General features: G+C 33.4%; 12 protein-coding genes and 2 pseudogenes. 11 read left to right on the top strand and 3 right to left on the bottom strand.

Features of this window, described 5'->3' with window-relative positions:
- The coding region (locus tag ABH960_RS25310) for a sialidase family protein (protein WP_483862333.1) at nt 1-892 on the top strand (892 nt) is incomplete at its 5' end.
- 530 nt (nt 893-1,422) lie between these two features.
- On the opposite strand, the gene ABH960_RS25305 is transcribed toward ABH960_RS25310, so the two are convergent.
- On the bottom strand, nt 1,423-2,478 hold the full coding sequence (locus ABH960_RS25305; RefSeq protein ID WP_016093769.1) for an alpha/beta hydrolase: 1,056 nt from the start codon (nt 2,476-2,478) through the stop codon (nt 1,423-1,425).
- 1,113 nt (nt 2,479-3,591) lie between these two features.
- Between ABH960_RS25305 and ABH960_RS25300 the strand changes: the two genes are divergently transcribed.
- From ABH960_RS25300 to ABH960_RS25290, 3 genes are all read left to right on the top strand, one after another.
- Nucleotides 3,592-4,434, top strand: coding sequence for an arylamine N-acetyltransferase family protein (locus ABH960_RS25300; protein WP_404449127.1), 843 nt, complete (start codon nt 3,592-3,594; stop codon nt 4,432-4,434).
- A gap of 588 nt (nt 4,435-5,022) precedes the next feature.
- Nucleotides 5,023-5,595: a tyrosine-type recombinase/integrase gene (locus ABH960_RS25295; protein ID WP_113937300.1), complete on the top strand. Its 573-nt coding sequence runs from the start codon at nt 5,023-5,025 to the stop codon at nt 5,593-5,595.
- 385 nt (nt 5,596-5,980) lie between these two features.
- The gene (locus tag ABH960_RS25290; RefSeq protein WP_215599840.1) at nt 5,981-6,520 is read left to right on the top strand and encodes a helicase; all 540 of its coding nucleotides are present in this window, start codon (nt 5,981-5,983) and stop codon (nt 6,518-6,520) included.
- Nucleotides 6,521-6,848: 328 nt separating this feature from the next.
- Here ABH960_RS25290 and ABH960_RS25285 read toward each other — a convergent pair whose 3' ends face one another.
- Nucleotides 6,849-7,673, bottom strand: coding sequence for an MBL fold metallo-hydrolase (locus ABH960_RS25285; protein ID WP_016093926.1), 825 nt, complete (start codon nt 7,671-7,673; stop codon nt 6,849-6,851).
- A gap of 237 nt (nt 7,674-7,910) precedes the next feature.
- Here ABH960_RS25285 and ABH960_RS25280 point away from each other — a divergent pair, with 237 nt between their 5' ends.
- From ABH960_RS25280 to ABH960_RS25270, 3 genes and pseudogenes are all read left to right on the top strand, one after another.
- Entirely contained in the window at nt 7,911-8,459 is a 549-nt protein-coding gene (locus ABH960_RS25280) for a DUF4865 family protein (protein WP_404449124.1), read from the top strand.
- Nucleotides 8,460-8,503: 44 nt separating this feature from the next.
- A pseudogene (locus tag ABH960_RS25275) lies at nt 8,504-8,768 on the top strand (tautomerase family protein); the annotation flags it as partial.
- Between the two features lie 3 nt (nt 8,769-8,771).
- Nucleotides 8,772-8,993 (top strand): annotated as a pseudogene (locus tag ABH960_RS25270) (DDE-type integrase/transposase/recombinase); the annotation flags it as partial.
- A gap of 497 nt (nt 8,994-9,490) precedes the next feature.
- On the opposite strand, the gene ABH960_RS25265 reads toward ABH960_RS25270, so the two are convergent.
- Complete coding sequence (locus ABH960_RS25265; protein ID WP_016093733.1) at nt 9,491-10,396, bottom strand: TetR/AcrR family transcriptional regulator; 906 nt, start codon at nt 10,394-10,396, stop codon at nt 9,491-9,493.
- Between the two features lie 192 nt (nt 10,397-10,588).
- On the opposite strand from ABH960_RS25265, the gene ABH960_RS25260 reads away from it, so the two are divergent.
- The 4 genes from ABH960_RS25260 to ABH960_RS25245 all read left to right on the top strand — a co-directional run bounded on the left by ABH960_RS25260 (nt 10,589) and on the right by ABH960_RS25245 (nt 16,146).
- The gene (locus ABH960_RS25260) at nt 10,589-12,088 is read left to right on the top strand and encodes a DHA2 family efflux MFS transporter permease subunit (RefSeq protein WP_002204021.1); all 1,500 of its coding nucleotides are present in this window, start codon (nt 10,589-10,591) and stop codon (nt 12,086-12,088) included.
- 144 nt (nt 12,089-12,232) lie between these two features.
- Nucleotides 12,233-12,364, top strand: a complete 132-nt coding sequence (locus ABH960_RS25255) for a hypothetical protein (RefSeq protein WP_258550634.1) — start codon at nt 12,233-12,235, stop codon at nt 12,362-12,364.
- Nucleotides 12,365-12,533: 169 nt separating this feature from the next.
- On the top strand, nt 12,534-14,303 hold the full coding sequence (locus tag ABH960_RS25250; protein WP_404449122.1) for an ABC transporter ATP-binding protein: 1,770 nt from the start codon (nt 12,534-12,536) through the stop codon (nt 14,301-14,303).
- Nucleotides 14,290-16,146: an ABC transporter ATP-binding protein gene (locus ABH960_RS25245; RefSeq protein ID WP_404449120.1), complete on the top strand. Its 1,857-nt coding sequence runs from the start codon at nt 14,290-14,292 to the stop codon at nt 16,144-16,146. The genes ABH960_RS25250 and ABH960_RS25245 overlap by 14 nt, the downstream gene beginning before the upstream one ends.
- Nucleotides 16,147-16,702 lie beyond the last annotated feature (556 nt).

Genomic DNA, 16,702 nt, shown 5'->3' with positions numbered 1-16,702 from the left:
GAAATCAGAAGATATTACTATAATACGAGACGGGTATGCAAAGCCTGATTATGATGATGATAAATTAGTAGAACCTTTAATTAAAACGGTTAAGGCGATTCCAGTTAAGCAAACGGTTAGAAAGTGGAATGAAAGTAAGTATGGGTTGATTTATTATGGAAAAAGAAATTGGGGATCCAATACAGAGGGAATTATTAATATTACTGAGGATGGTAAGGGGCAGAGTCTTAAAGAAGCAGCTTCTGATATCATTGGATATACTGTATCTATATATGTCCCTGGAAAAGAGAAAGAGCTAGTCCCTGCTAGATATAACTTAATATGTGACGCAAGTTGGAGTAAATCAAAGACGCCTCCAAATGAAGATAGGCTTAAAGAGAAGAAACAACAAGATTTAAAGAATGAAAAAGAACAGTTTTTCCTATCAAAAGAAGTTGGTTATAAACTAAATATGACAGATAAAGCATTAGGGAGCGCCTTTTATTCATTAAGCAAGACTAGTGATGAAGGGGAAACATGGGAGGTTATCAATCCAGACCCATTTAATAGGGGGATTGGTAGTGTATCAGGGATCACTTTTATAAATGATAAACTTGGGTTTTTAGGAGCAGTTAGACCTTCTGGTAATGAGGGAGAGTTATATCGCACAGATGATGGGGGGGTATCTTTCAAAAAGGTAGAATATCCGCTGCATGAAGTGAAATTAGATCATACACAGTCCACAATAAGTCCTTTTGATTCTCCTAGTATGCCATATGAGAAAGATGGGGTTTTTAATATGTTAGTTGGGCAAGGGGCAGATGGAGACTACAATGGCGATAGTAGTGCACTTTATCAATCAAAAGATAACGGAGAGACATGGGAATTTGTAGAAGAAGTGAAAAAGAAATAATCAGAATGTTTTTTTGAAAAATAAGGTAACTACTCAGCTATACATTTCATTTAGGAGTTTGGTAAGGGGTCTCGCCACATCGCCATCAAGTCAAGAAATTGGTTGCTCCCCAAAACGAAAATTTCCGTAGTATTCTATGGTTCAATCATGAGCTGGAAAGAAATAATCGGAATGATATTTGTATTAATCGGGGTATATATCGCAACTGCAAAAGCAACAAATCAAAGTAAGAAAGTTGCCCTAAATGATTAAAGGGGTCCCGCCCCATCGCTATTAAGCTAACAAAACTAAATTTCCTTAAAATGAAAAAATACGCTATTCTTTCTGTAGAATCATAGGAAAGAATAGCGTATTTATTCGCTTTATAGATACATTTTTTTAGCTCGATGGCGATGTGGTGTTACCTCAAATATAATTATTTTATTTGAAGGTTGTAGTTTTAGAATAAAGTTTGATCAAAATGGAGTTGCTCTTTTAATATAAGAATATGATTTTTATAAAACAGATTGATCGGGCAAATACCTCAAAGATTAGTTAGAGGAAGTGATCCCCTTCAGAAACGTCTTTGTCTGCTTCAGACTAAGTATACTGGCTGGAGAGGCCATATCAAACTGATAGCCGTGACCAGCTTTTATCTCATTGGGATTGAAAAATAAAGAAGTAACTGGGACGTCCTTTTCTTGAAGTGTAGCGACGAAAGTCCTGGCTTGTGTTTCAAATGAATTCGTGTTGCCGTCGGTTACAAATGCAGGAGGGAAGTCTTTAGTGATATACTTTGACAGATTTAAGACATCAAACTTCGGATTGTCCATCCAGTTCTTATCACCCAAAATGCCCCAGCCCATACGTTTGATTATGAATTGTTGCACGGGCTTTAGATCACTATGCTGAAATGCTGTAATATCGTAGGGGGCGCTATATAGTAATAAGCCCTTGATTGTATTCGTCGATACGGATTGCGGGACTCCCACGAGATTTGCATATTCGGAATTGGTTTGGATCAGGGCAAACTCCCCGGCCAAGAAAGCTCCCGCTGAGGAACCGGCCAAGATCACCTGCGATGGGTCCAAGGGGTATTTTTGAGCTAACTGCTGCAAATAAGACAATACCTCGCCGACCTGCTTCGTCTGATCAAACAAAGTGGCCCCTGGCGCTAACTCGTAATTCATGGATACTACAGCAAATCCTTCCGAGGCAAGCGCCCTTGAATAATCCGCAGGCATATACTTGTCTCCATTAATAAAGCCTCCACCGTGGATAAAGATAATCACAGGCAGTGGCTTCGAATCAGTTTGAGGGAGGTAAAGGTCCAATTTATTTTCTTGGTACTTGGATGGATATGAGATGTCAGAGAGAACCCGAGTTTGTTTCATAAGAGCCGGCAAATCGGATGGGTGGGAGCCATAATTTTCAGGATTATTCTTGCTGCCAAGCATTTGGAGCACCCAAATGCTTGGCTGAGGTGTCCAAATGGTGAATGCAGCCGTGATTAGAACAATCATCAAAACAGCAATCCCTGTAAACTTAACTAATTTGAAGTTGCGCTTTTTTTCTACTCGTTGGTTGGGTATTTGTACTTGTGTCATCGGTTAACCTCCTGCATCCATGTTCTCGGTCTGAGCATAACCGGTTATTTTTAATATGAATTTCATAGATGGTATCGTTTATTTAATTATATCACTTCTAAATTGAATAACAGAGGAGTTTCTATTAGCTAATTTAGCGAAAATGGAAAGATATTAAGGTTGATATACAAAGACGTGTAGTAATCAACCTATACTGCAGTACTGATTATAATAATACTTATAATCAGTAAAGACCATTCTATAACTGGAGAAAAGTATCCGTTCTTACTTGATACAGAAGAACTTACACCAAGTATTAAAATAACTATTTGTAAAGTTCAGTTTTTAACCAATCTGAATCCTCCTTTAAACATTACATCTTTATTATTTGATATCAAAAAATAAGGATGTAATTGATTGTAAGATAGTTATCTATGGGTAATTTAACTTGTTTTTTCTTTTTGGGGATATTTGTTTTTTTAGCTTAATAGCGATACATTAGTACCTTCTTGTAGGACAAGGGTTATAATGCGTGTCAGAAAGTTACAAATAATTAGAAAATTTTATATCAATTTACTATATATTACATTTATGTAAAGGTTATTGTGAGTACATTTTTTAAAACTTTCCCCTAATAAAGTTTTGAAAGAGTTGTCTCAACATTCTCCATGTTGTAAGTATGCCAAGGAAAGAGAGCCTATATGGGTTCTCTTTTCTTTTAAAATTAATTTTTTAATCTCATATTTAAGTAGTATAAAACTCTATCAGGGATACAATTGCTGTATTTAACAACAAGGGAAGATAAAACCAATAGTATTGTTTTCGCCTTTTTCATAAATGATTATTAAAGATACTATATGAGAAAAGGGATAAATAAGTATATTTTTCCAGAAATTAAAAAATTAGCTAGCAAAAGTTAATTGCCCTGTAAATAAGAAGAACATCAATAGAAAATAAAAGTTTGCCTGAATTATGTCTAAGCTTACAATTTTCTTTTTTGATATGGTGAGGCTTCTTATGTAAAAACAAGCCATAAAATAACTTGATTTGTTTTTATTACACTTGATTATATATTTATTTAGTGTATCATTATGTTAGATGGTTAAATTTTCTATAAATGGGAGGTTATATACAATGTTGACTGATTTACAAAAAAATTTTTTCTCACGGTTACAGATATCTCCGAAAGAAGATGTAAGGTTTGAAAATTTACATGAAATTCTTCAGCAAATGGCATATGTAATACCTTATGAAAATTTAGACGTTATGAACAAAAATATCCGGAAAATTACTAGAAAAAATGTTCAAGAAAAATTACTCCTAACTCAACGCGGAGGACTATGTTACGAGCTCAATACCGTATTATATTATTTTTTACTTGATTGTGGATTTGATGTCTATCGTATATCTGGTACGGTCTACGATATAGGTGGTGATAAGTGGAAGCCTGACGATGGACATGTGATTATTATTTTAAATTATAATAATCAGAAATATATTATAGATGGGGGGCTTGCCTCACATCTTCCATTACACCCAGTTCCATTTAGTGGTGAAGTGATCTCATCTCAAACGGGAAAATATCGTATTCGTAAACAGAATACTGAAAAAGGAACTTACCTACTAGAATTGAAAAAAGGAGAAGATGGGGAGAGTGCCCAATTCCTTAATTCTGAACCTACTAATACATGGTGCACTGGGTTTGCGTTTTCATTAGATGAAATAGATACAAACAAAGTAAATGCTATACAAAATATTATTGTAGAGCACCCCGAATCACCTTTTAACAAAGGATACATTGTCTGCAAATTAATTGAAGATGGACATATTTCACTTACTAAAAAAAGTTTTACAGAAACTAGAAAAGGCCAAAAAAGTAAACGAATTATAAATGAAGAAGAGTATCAACAGATTCTTAAAGAAGTATTCAATATTTCTCTAGATAAATACCTTGATAAAATTCTAGAAAGAGACTAGCTTAAACTAACATATATAAAATTTCTTTGTTGTTTAAAAATAGATTTGTTTAAATAAAATTACATTTTTATATCTTTATATAATTTCAATTTAGGTAGTTAGTATAATTTATTTATAATATGTTTTAAGAGTGGAAAAGCATAATTTTTTAAGCAGTAGTAGGGGTCCCGCCAACCAAATGACATAAAACCCACGCTAAGACATTTTCTGGAAGATAAACAGCCGATTTTCCCACGTTAAGGAATCTCGGCTTTTATGCTTTATTTTCGGAGTGGTCGTAATGATTCTAATGTAGTTGATTGCTTAAAACATGTTTAATGTTCATATAGTGAAAATGAGTTTTACAAAAGTATGAAAATAGCAAATTGATACGAACCAAAGGTATTATTGTTGTTATCTTAAAAAGACCTTGTAGCAATTGCTACAAAGTCTTTTTGTTTTTCTAATAGAAACGAAAGTAAACTTTTAGCCAAAAGTTTACTTTCATTTTTCCTTAAACATTGACTTTTATCTAATTTCACTGATGTAATAAAAATAGACAAAAAAGTATACATTCAAATCATTGAAAATAAAGGGATTGAAAAGCAGATGGATAAAAAGCAACATTTAATTGATGTACAACCAATTCGGAGCATAGAACAGCTTAATGATATGAAATGGTCGCTCAAACGTCATTGTTCAGATCGTGATTATATATTATTTTTAATTGGTATTAATACGGGGTTACGTGTAAGTGATTTACTCAAAATGGAAACGAATGAAATTTTAAAACTGAAGCGAAAAAAACGGAAAGAATTTAAAGTGAAAGAAGGAAAGACAAAAAAGGAGCGTATCATAAATATTACATCCATTTTTGAGGAAGTACTTCCATACGCTGAAGATCTAAAAAGTATCTGGTTATTTCCTTCTCGAAAAGGTGATAAACCCATTAGTAAAATTCAAGCCTATCGACAGTTACAAAAAGCCGGGGGTTTTGCCGGAGTCGAATCTTTAGGTACCCATACCATGCGTAAAACATTTGGATATTGGTTTTACAAGCAAACAAAGGATATTGCTATGTTACAAGAAATATTGAATCATAGTACACCACAAATTACACTAAGATACATCGGGATTAATAAGGAAGAAAAAGATAATGTACTTGACACATTCCGCATCTAATTTAAATGAAATGCTTTTTTGTTTTGTTGAAAATATATGAGGTACTATCAACAAACGTTAAAATGTTGATGGTACCTCATATAGGACGGATTAGCATTTTCCATAGTCCCCTTTATAGGGTGATTTTTATAAACTGGACTGTAATTTAAGACTCTATTTCATACCTCTTTCGGACGGGAACACCAATTGACCATTTGTAATCAATAAAAAACGCCATCCTTACCTATGATTCTACAGAAAGAATAGCGTATTTTTTCATTTTAAGAAAGTTTAATTTTGTTAGCTTAATAGCGATGGGTCTTTACTCCAACAAAGGGATTTATGGAAAATTGTAGAATGTATTAATTTTAAATTCTTATACCCAATTTTTTAGGAGTGACTACAAATGCGAATATACCCTGATTGTCCAATTATTACTAGAACAGTAGAGGTTGGCGGACTTACGAAATCACAGCTTATTCAGAAATTGCAACAATACTCCATTTTGATGAATGAGTATGGAGAAAGACTGCTAGCTGATGATAAATTTACGACTTCTAATACAAAGTACAGCCTGGAGACCGTTGAACTAACCGTTATAGACCTTGGCTTTCCTGATGGAGCTACTACGGCTCAGCTCTTTAAAAGAGCGAGCGAACTTGGTTTGGAATTGTGTCCGCTTGAGCTGGGACCTCAACTAAGATTGGAGTATCTGGAACAGCCTGAAGGTTATTTGGGGAATGCCTCACAACAACATCAAGCTCCATCTGGCTCCATCACAATAGCATCGGAAATATTAACTAAAGACGATGATTTTCCGAAAGGCTTTTATCTTAGACGAATTAATGGCGTGTTGTGGCTACGCGGATACATCGCTGACCATCTGCACGTTTGGAAGCCTGAAGACCACTTTATCTTTGTCAAACAAAAAAAATTTAAGAAGTGAGAAATCATGAGAAACTTACCTGCTTTTGTTCAACTAAAGGGGGGCTTTACTTCATGAGACCGTCGTTAGACGGTCTTTTTTATTGTCCTTGTTTTTAGGGATCACCACATCACCATCAAGCTAAGAAAAGCAAATACCTCAAAACAAAAAAATAAGCTTTTTTGTTACAAGTTAATACAAAATTTCGTTCTGGGGGTACTATAAAATATTAGCTTGATAGCAATGGGGCATTATAAAATTCTTAAGTTGATGGGCATGCGGCTGTACCCCTATATAAATCTAAAAATAAAGAATGACTGTTTTAACAGTCATTCTTTATTTTTAAGATTTAAGTATGAAAAAGTGTTCCTTGTAAAGCTTTTACATAGCGATCAGCAGATCTTTGAACAGCTTCATTTGCATCCTCGATTATTACTCTATGAAATGCATTATACAAACGATTAAAAGGTAAGTCTTTAATCTTATCTACCATTTCTTTTACTTTATTAGCTGGTAACGGAATCAAATTTGGATAACTATACATAAAACTTACCCACTGACGATCTGCAACAACTTGAATGATATCGCCTGTCAGAAGAAGCCCTTTTTTATCACTGCCATCTTTCCAATGTAAAATAGCTCCACCTTTAAAATGCCCTCCCAAACGATAAATTGTAATCTCATCAGTTAATACCAAAGATTCTCCAGACCAGAAAATAATTTGTCTACTTGAACGATTTACCCACTCTTTATCATCTTCATGAATATAAATTGGAACATTAAATGTTTCTGCCCATTCTACTTGTGTAGAATAATAGTGAGGATGGGAAAGTACAATTGCTTGTATACCTCCCAATTTATGTATCTCTTGTATTGTATTTTCATCTAAATAAGTAATACAATCCCACAAAACATTAAAATTTTGACTTTGTATTAAATAAGCTGTCTGCCCAATTGCAAATTCAGGTTTTGTATTAATGCTATATAAACCAGTTTCTTCTTTTAAAATTTCATTTTTATATAATTTACTTTTTTGCATTTTTTCAAGAGTAGTCCATGATTGTCCAGATGGATTAATATACTGCCTTTCTTCATTACAAATTATACAATCAGAAGGAACTTCTTGACTTTTAGAATATTGAACGCCGCATGTAGTGCAGATGTAATTTAACATATGTATGCCCCTTTGTTATAAAATTTCTCACAAATTAATTATAAACTTCAAACTAAAATTAATCTATTTATATATTGAGAATCTTCAAAAACAATTATATATACTTACCTTTTAATTAACATAACACCCCTTATTGGGTATCATTATAAATGATACCGTGTATAATTTATACCTATTTTACATTTATTTAATATCGATTTATCATAATTTATATAATATTGAAAGTGAGTGATGAACATGATTGGAATGCAATATAAGGTCATTTTGCCAAAAGATTATGATATGGGGATTATTAAAAAAAGGGTGCAAGACAATGGACACAAGACGGACAGTTTTCCAGGGCTTAACTTTAAAGCGTATTTAATCACTGAGGCAGAGAAGAATGAAAGTTCATATAATTCCTATGCACCGTTATATATTTGGAATAACTATCAAGGAATGAACAAATTTATCTTTGATGGTTTTTATGACAATATTTTAGAATCCTTCGGATGGCAACAAATTAATATCGGTGTTCCTTTGTCTATTGACTTAGAAAAAGATTTTATTAAAAGTAAATATGTTGTTGAATATGCAGGGAATATTACTGAAAGCAAATCATTAACCAATACGCCATTTAATACTATTAATCACTATGTGGAAAATGCAGAAAAAAGTTTGGGGAATTTATTAGTTTATAATCCAGATAAATGGGGATATAGTCAATTCAGTTTTTATCAAGAAAAACCAAAAGTTAACTCATCAGACAACCTTACAATATATGAAGTTTTGCATATTTCAAAATAACAATTAATCTCAAAACCACACAACAAGAAAGGGAATGAGAGTATATGCCTTTTGTTAACGTTTATTACCCTGAAGGTCTATCGAATAAAGAAGAATTAAAAAGGTAAGCAATAGTATTCACCTTTCTTTAATTGAACATTTCGAAGTTCCTGAAAATGATTACTTTCAAATGTTTTTCCCTATCCATCTAACCAATTTTTTTACGATCCGTATTACCTGTTAGAAGGAGAAAAAAAGAGAACAGAAAAAATAATGTATGTTTCTATTACATGTGGGCCAGGAAGAACAATAAATCAAAAAAAGAGTTTGAAACATTGTACCATAAAGCATCTCAATAACCTGATTGAACAGGATCATCGACATGTAAAACGGCGCTTTGTCAAATCTTCTGGATTCCAAAATCTTCGTCATGCTTCACGTACTATAATTGGTATCGAGACCATTCATGCCCTATATAAACAAAGGCGAAGTCTTCAAAGAGACTCCGCCTTTTCAACGTACAATGAACTTCAACAATTACTAGCTACTTCCTAAACATTGTTCCTCATTTACCAACCTGTTTATGCTTTTTCAAACTTTGCAGCAAAACCTATACACTCATTGATTCCCAATACTAATAGATACATTAACTTCCGTTTTCGATAATTATGTAAATAAGCTGTCTATATAGACAGCTTATTTTTTTTGCTTAGCTTGTTTTTTTCCGAAATGCTAGCGGTATCCCATCGTCCTCAAGTTAAGAAATTTATTATCCCCCAAAAACGAACTAAATTCATATAAATAGTTGTAGAGAGATGAAAATTTCGTTTTGGGAATACTTCAAAATAGTAGTTTGATGGGGCAGCTGAGATACGTGTAAAAATAGATTATGGGATTACTTTTAGTTCAAATCTGATTTTAAGCTGAATTTTTCACATATACATTCGTATTTAATTGTATAGGATGTTTACAAATTAATTAATCTTTGTTGAAATATTTTTCCTTAGTTTGAACCGAGATGCAATTGGATTATCATTCTTACTTACAATTTTTTATGAAATCGGATGATAATTCATACTTTTTAAAATTTCTTCGTACTGTATATACTCCTGCCTCTTATTGAGTTCATGACTGTTTTTCAATGTTGATAAAGCACTCTCGATTAAAAATATCCTCGGATTTTCCTTATTATACATAATTTCTTCTTGTATAAAATGTAACAGACTTAAATAGGTAGTTATTTTCTGTTCTTTATCATTTAATGTCTTCTCAATTGTTTTTTTTAAGTTTAACGTAGCAATTGAGAACTCATTATTAAAAAAATCATTGTAACTTGATTGAGGTAATAATTCATTTATGTGATCGGGTGTAAATAGCTGAATGTCTTTTTTACTAATATCTTCTAAGATGGTATTTACTCGATCCATACAATATGAAACAATCTGCTTTGTTGTAATTGTTTCATTCCAGACATTATTCGTATGAAGGATATTCTGCAAAATACCAATGAAAATAACTGCACAATCCATTAAATAAATTGCTTTATTCTCTGGGAAGATATTTAAGAATCGTTTATATACCCAATTTAAAAATAGATATTTAGACTGTTTTATGAATGTAATCAACTCTGGATCATTAGATACAATCACGTCTTCGATTAATTGCATTAATTTATTTTTTTTATTAAGCTCCATTATAAGAATAACTTGTTCTATATAGACAGTGATATCTGTACAATCTTCTCCAATGAGTAGTTTATCCCGTTCTATTTCTATCTCTTCTAGAATGGAACTAAATACAGTTTTAAACAGTTCGCCTTTGGAAGAAAAATAATTATAAAAAGAACCCTTTGAAATCCCACTATGATTTAAAATATCTTGAATAGATGTAGCATGATATCCCTTTTCAATAAATAATTCATGTGCCTTATCTATAACATACTTTTTTTTCTTATTCACTATCTGCACTCCTTTGTAATTTATGCTTCCATATTTATAATAAGATTATAACAAAAATATACCATCCGTACAATTTTGTACGGATGGTATATTTTTGTTGATAATAGACCGCTAATGATGTATCATAAGTTTTATTAAACCGAAAGTATATAAATGTACACGAAGTACAAAAGGTGAAGGGAGTGTATATATATGTCCGAAAAACAATCAAAAACTTCTTTTGGATTATTGTTTATATTAATGACTGGGGCATTCGTTGCTTTATTAAGTAACACGTTACTTAACATAGCTCTACCAGCTATTATGAAGGATTTTGATGTGAGTGCTTCAACCGTACAATGGTTGTCGACGGGGTACATGTTAATCAATGGGATTTTAATCCCGACAACTGCATTTTTAATCAAAAAATATACAGCTAGACGTCTATTCTTAACCGCTATGGGATTATTTACAGTTGGTACATTAATCGGTGGATTTGCACCAAGCTTTCCAATATTATTATCTGCTCGTATGATTCAAGCTTCAGGAGCAGCGCTTATTATGCCGCTACTAATGAACGTATTATACACAACATTTCCACCCGAAAAACGTGGTTCCGCTATGGGAATGTTTGGTTTAGTAATGATTTTCGCACCAGCTATTGGTCCAACTTTATCTGGATGGGTTATTCAACATTATGATTGGCCAATTTTATTCTTAATGATGGTACCAATTATGTTCTTAGTCTGGATTTTAGGTTACTTTAAATTACAGGATTATAAAGAAAAAACTAATGATACCATTGATGTTTTATCCGTCGTGTTATCTGCGTTAGCCTTTGGTGGTATTTTATATGGATTTAGTTCTGCTGGTAACAGCGGCTGGGATTCACCAAATGTTTATTTAACAATTGTATTAGGACTGGCATCATTAGTCGGGTTAATCGTTCGTCAATTTAAGCTTGATGAGCCAATGCTTGATTTTAGAGTATATAAATATCCAATGTTCGCTCTATCATCCGTCATTTCTGTTGCGTTAAATATGGCAATGTTCTCTGCCATGCTGTTATTACCGATTTATCTACAAAACATTCGTGGCATTTCTGCTATGGATTCTGGTTTACTCATGTTACCAGGAGCATTAATTATGGGGATTATGATGCCAATTACAGGGAAATTATTTGATAAGTTTGGTCCGAAAATGTTGGCATTTATTGGCTTAGCTATCGTGATTGTTACCACATTCTTATTTAGTCAGCTAACAGGTTCAACAGGGTATACGCATTTAGTCGTCTTATATGCAGCACGTATGCTCGGTATTTCAATGGTTATGATGCCGATTATGACGAACGGTTTAAATCAATTACCACCAAAATTCACACCACATGGTACAGCAATGAATAGTACAATTCAACAAGTATCTGGAGCAATTGGTGGCAGTCTACTTGTTACAATTATGTCTAATCGTACGGCAATACATGTAGAAGAAATGATGACGGATACTATGGGCAAGCTAACAAGTGCACCTACAGGTGATGCTTTATTAAAAATACAACAGCATATTTCCATGGAAGCGACTATTTCAGGAATCAATGATGCATTTCTTGTCTCAGCTGTTATTGCTGGTTTTGCATTTATTCTCTCATTTTTCCTTAAGCGGACAACAGTTCCAATTTCGGATCAATCAGATGTGCTGAATGAAAAAATAAGTTAGTCGATTCAAAGATGATTCTCTTTTTTACCAAAAAGAATGTAAACCAGAAAGGATAGAAAGATTCTCTGGTTTACATTCTTCTATATCTATGTGAAAGTTTGTCAAACTTGTTTCTTTCGTTAATATATTAAAATTCTAGATGAAATGAAAATAAAATTTGAGATAGCTGATATCATTTCTATGGATGCTGGTAAACAAATCATTTTAGAGAAACACGAACAAGGAATTAAGAAAATGGAAATGAAACTGAAAAAGCTTCGGAAAGAAGACGTGTAGAAGTTTGTAGAGCTTTCAAAGCGTTTGTTCTTATAATCATATATAAAATCCCTTATAGGCTTCGGAAAAATGGGCAGTTTTAATGTGTATTGCTAAATTTGTAGTTCAGCACTGGACTGCATAATAATTTTTCGAATATCTTACACTATAAGGTAAAAGGGGAATCGATATGTTGAAAATATTTAAGTATTTAAAAAAGAATGAATGGATACTTGTTCTATTAAGTATAGCATTCATTACAGTACAGGTTTGGCTTGATTTAAAGCTACCGGACTATATGGCTGAAATCACGACATTAATCCAAATGGAGGGTACGAACTTTTCTCAAATTATTGGACCTGGAGCATATATGCTACTCTGTGCAGTAGGAAGTATGGTTACTGCTGTTATTGTAGGATACTTTGCTGCTAAGGTTGCAGCGGGATTATCAAAACGTCTACGCGGATTAGTTTTTGATAAAACTTTATCTTTTTCGTTGGAAGAAATTAATCGTTTTTCGATAGCAAGCTTGATTACTCGTTCAACTAATGATGTTACGCAAATTCAATTTATTGTGGCAATGGGATTACAGATAATTGTAAAAGCACCAATTCTAGCTGTTTGGGCAATCATGAAAATTTCAGGAAAGAGCTGGCAATTGACAACAGCGACAGGTATAGCAGTTGTCGTTTTATGCATGATGTTAGCTGTGATTATTCTATTTGCAATACCAAAGTTCAAAATCATCCAAACTCTTACTGATAATTTAAACCGTGTAACTCGTGAGAACTTAACAGGGATGCGCGTCGTACGTGCCTATAACGCTAAGGGCTATGAAGAAAATAAATTTGAAAAAGCTAATATGGAATTAACAAAAACAAATCTTTTTGCCAATCGTTTAATGGCAATTATTGGACCAGGAATGACTGCAATTATGTCTGGTTTAAGTGTTGCAATTTATTGGATTGGTGCTTATTTGATTAACGAAGCACAGATGATAAATCGAATTACAGTTTTCTCGGATATAGTTGTTTTCTCAGCGTATGCCATGCAAGTTGTAATGGCGTTTATGATGGTAAGTATGATTTTTATTATGTTACCTCGTGCTACGGTATCAGCAAAACGTATTATGGAAGTACTTGAAACAGAAGCGACAATTAAAGAGGGTACAGTTACAGAAGGAAAACCAGGTATTGTGGGAGAGATTGAGTTCCGCAATGTTAGCTTTAAATATCCAGATTCAGAGAACCATATTCTTCGTAATATTAGCTTTACTGCAAAAAAAGGAGAAACGGTAGCTTTTATTGGATCCACGGGGAGTGGAAAAACAAGTTTGGTAAATTTAATTCCTCGTTTCAATGATGTTTCTGAAGGTGAAGTATTGGTTGATGGAATAAATGTAAAGAATTACAGACAAGAAACTCTACATGATAAAATTGGCTACGTTTCACAATCGTCTGTGTTATTCAGTGGTACTGTAACTTCTAACGTTTCTTATGGAGAATCTGGACATATGGATTCATCACTAAATGCTGTCAAAGAAGCATTGGAAATTGCACAAGGGAAAGAATTCGTGGAAAAACTTGAAGGACAATATGAAGGGCAGATATCACAAGGTGGTACAAACGTATCTGGGGGACAAAAACAGCGTATATCGATTGCTCGTGCAATTTATCGAAAACCTGAAATATATATATTCGATGACTCGTTTTCGGCATTAGACTACAAAACAGACAGGGTTCTACGTTCTGCTTTAAGAAAAGAAACGAAGGATGCCACTACCTTAATTGTTGCACAGCGCATCGGAACAATTAAAGATGCAGACCGCATTATTGTTCTTGAAGAGGGAGAAGTAGTTGGGAATGGAACACATGAACAATTAATGGATAACTGCGAGACGTATCAAGAGATTGCATATTCTCAGCTTTCGAAGGAGGAATTGACTGATGGCCAAAAATGATTATACCATTGGAGATCATGAAAAAAACTCAAAAAATGAGAGACAGATGGGCGGAGGGCATAGTCCAATGGGTGGCAGGGCCCAAGGACAAAAAGTAAACAATTTCAAAAAAACGATTCAACAGCTGATTTCCTACTGTAAGTCTTATGTACCCATTGTTATTTTCGCCTTAATATTAGCTTTTGTGGGTTCTGCATTTAATGTATATGGCCCAGAAAAATTAAGTGAAATGACCGACATTATCCAAGAAGGGATTAGGGGTGACATTGATTTAGGTGCAATCAAAAATATTGGAATCATTTTAGTGGTTCTCTACGGATTAGGTTTGGTATTTAATTATATACAAGGGTTTATAATGGCAACGGTAACACAAAAAATCACAAAAAAAATGCGTACAGAATTATCGCAAAAAATGAATCGAATCCCTTTAAGTTACTTTGATAAAACGAGTTATGGAAATATATTAAGCCGTGTAACAAATGATGTTGATACAATTGGCCAAACGCTAAATAACAGCCTAGGACAATTAGTAACGGCAATCGCAACTTTTGTTGGCGCATTGATAATGATGTTCTATACCAACTGGATTATGGCTATAACAGGAATTGTTGCAACCTTAATTGGATTTATTCTAATGACATTGATTATGAAGCGTTCTCAAAAATACTTCGTACAGCAGCAGGCTGAACTTGGGAAAATCAATGGACATATTGAAGAAATGTATGCAGGTCACCATATCGTAAAAGCATATAACGGCGAAAAGGAAGCAAAAGAATTATTCCATACAATCAATGATCGTCTTTTTGATAATGCTTGGAAATCACAGTTTATGTCTGGGATTATGATGCCTATCATGCAATTTATCGGGAACTTTGGGTATGTAGCAGTTTGTATTGTTGGTGCATTACTTGTGACAAATGGTGTAATTACAATTGGAACAATCGTTGCCTTTATGGTCTATATTCGTTTGTTCACACAGCCTTTATCACAATTAGCACAAGCTGCAACGAATCTGCAATCTACAGCAGCAGCAAGTGAACGCGTATTTGAATTTTTAGCAGAAGAAGAATTGTCAGATGAAAGTGAAAAAACAATGAGATTAGACAATGTCAAAGGGGATGTGGAATTTAATCATGTTAAATTTGGCTATGATAAAGATCGTCTAATCATAAAAGACTTCTCTGCTAAAGTGAATGCAGGACAAAAAGTAGCTATCGTAGGTCCAACGGGCGCTGGAAAAACGACATTAGTCAATTTATTAATGCGATTCTATGAACTCAACAGTGGAGAAATTACTATTGATGGTGTTCCTATAAATCAATTAACTCGTGAATATGTGCATGATCTATTCTGTATGGTACTTCAGGACACATGGCTATTCGAAGGGACGATTCGCGACAATATTGTCTATTCCAAGGAAAATGTTTCAGATGAAGAAATCATAGCAACATGTAAAGCAGTTGGGCTGCATAATACGATTAAAAACTTATCTAAAGGTTATGATACCGTATTAAATGATAAAGCGAATTTATCAGCTGGACAAAAACAATTAATTACGATTGCCCGTGCGATGATTGAAAATGCCCCATTATTAATTCTAGATGAGGCTACGAGCTCAGTTGATACACGTACGGAATTATTAATTCAAAAAGCAATGGATCGTTTAACAGTTGGGAAAACATCTTTTGTCATTGCACACCGTCTTTCGACGATAAAAAATGCTGACTTGATCTTAGTGATGAAAGAGGGAGACATTTTAGAAACTGGAAACCATGAGGAGTTACTAGCCAAAGGTGGATTCTATGCGGATCTGTATAATAGTCAATTTGAATCAGTCTCTTAAGTATTAATTACTAACTTCTTTCTCAGGATCCTTGTTGCTAAAAGCTGGTGAATGAAGTACGAAGGTATAGTAGGTAGGGCTAGAAATAGATATAGACTCTTTCCAGACCATAAAATTAATTTACTGGATGAGGTTGGTTGAAATGGCTTAAAATTAATTGTTAATGATATACTGACAAAAATCCCTCTTATTAATCAGTATCCTTTAGGTTTCACTGTGGGATTATGGAGTATTTTAACTGCCATAATGATAGGGTTAAATATAAAAAGATGGATTGTAAATCGAAAGTAAAAAAAAGTTAAACAGTCTATTTAGTAATAAATAAAAAGAATCTATTTTGGGAGTTTAATCAAAATGGGTTCTTTTTTGTTTGAATAATGTTTTTTATTTATAAAAACATTGAGTGCAACTTACTTGAAATTCCGCTTCAAAAGGTACGCCTTTTGAAGTAGTTATATTTCTATAAAAATCAATGTGTCGAAAGGTTCGAGAAAACATTTTGAAGGACTTCAAAAATACATAGACCTTTTGAATCATATATGAATTGTTGGGGGGA

Origin of the sequence: Bacillus sp. RC252, assembly GCF_044909215.1 — a bacterium.
In the GTDB taxonomy this organism is placed as follows: Bacteria; Bacillota; Bacilli; order Bacillales; family Bacillaceae_G; genus Bacillus_A; species Bacillus_A mycoides.
This window is presented reverse-complemented; position numbering and strand designations above follow the sequence as displayed.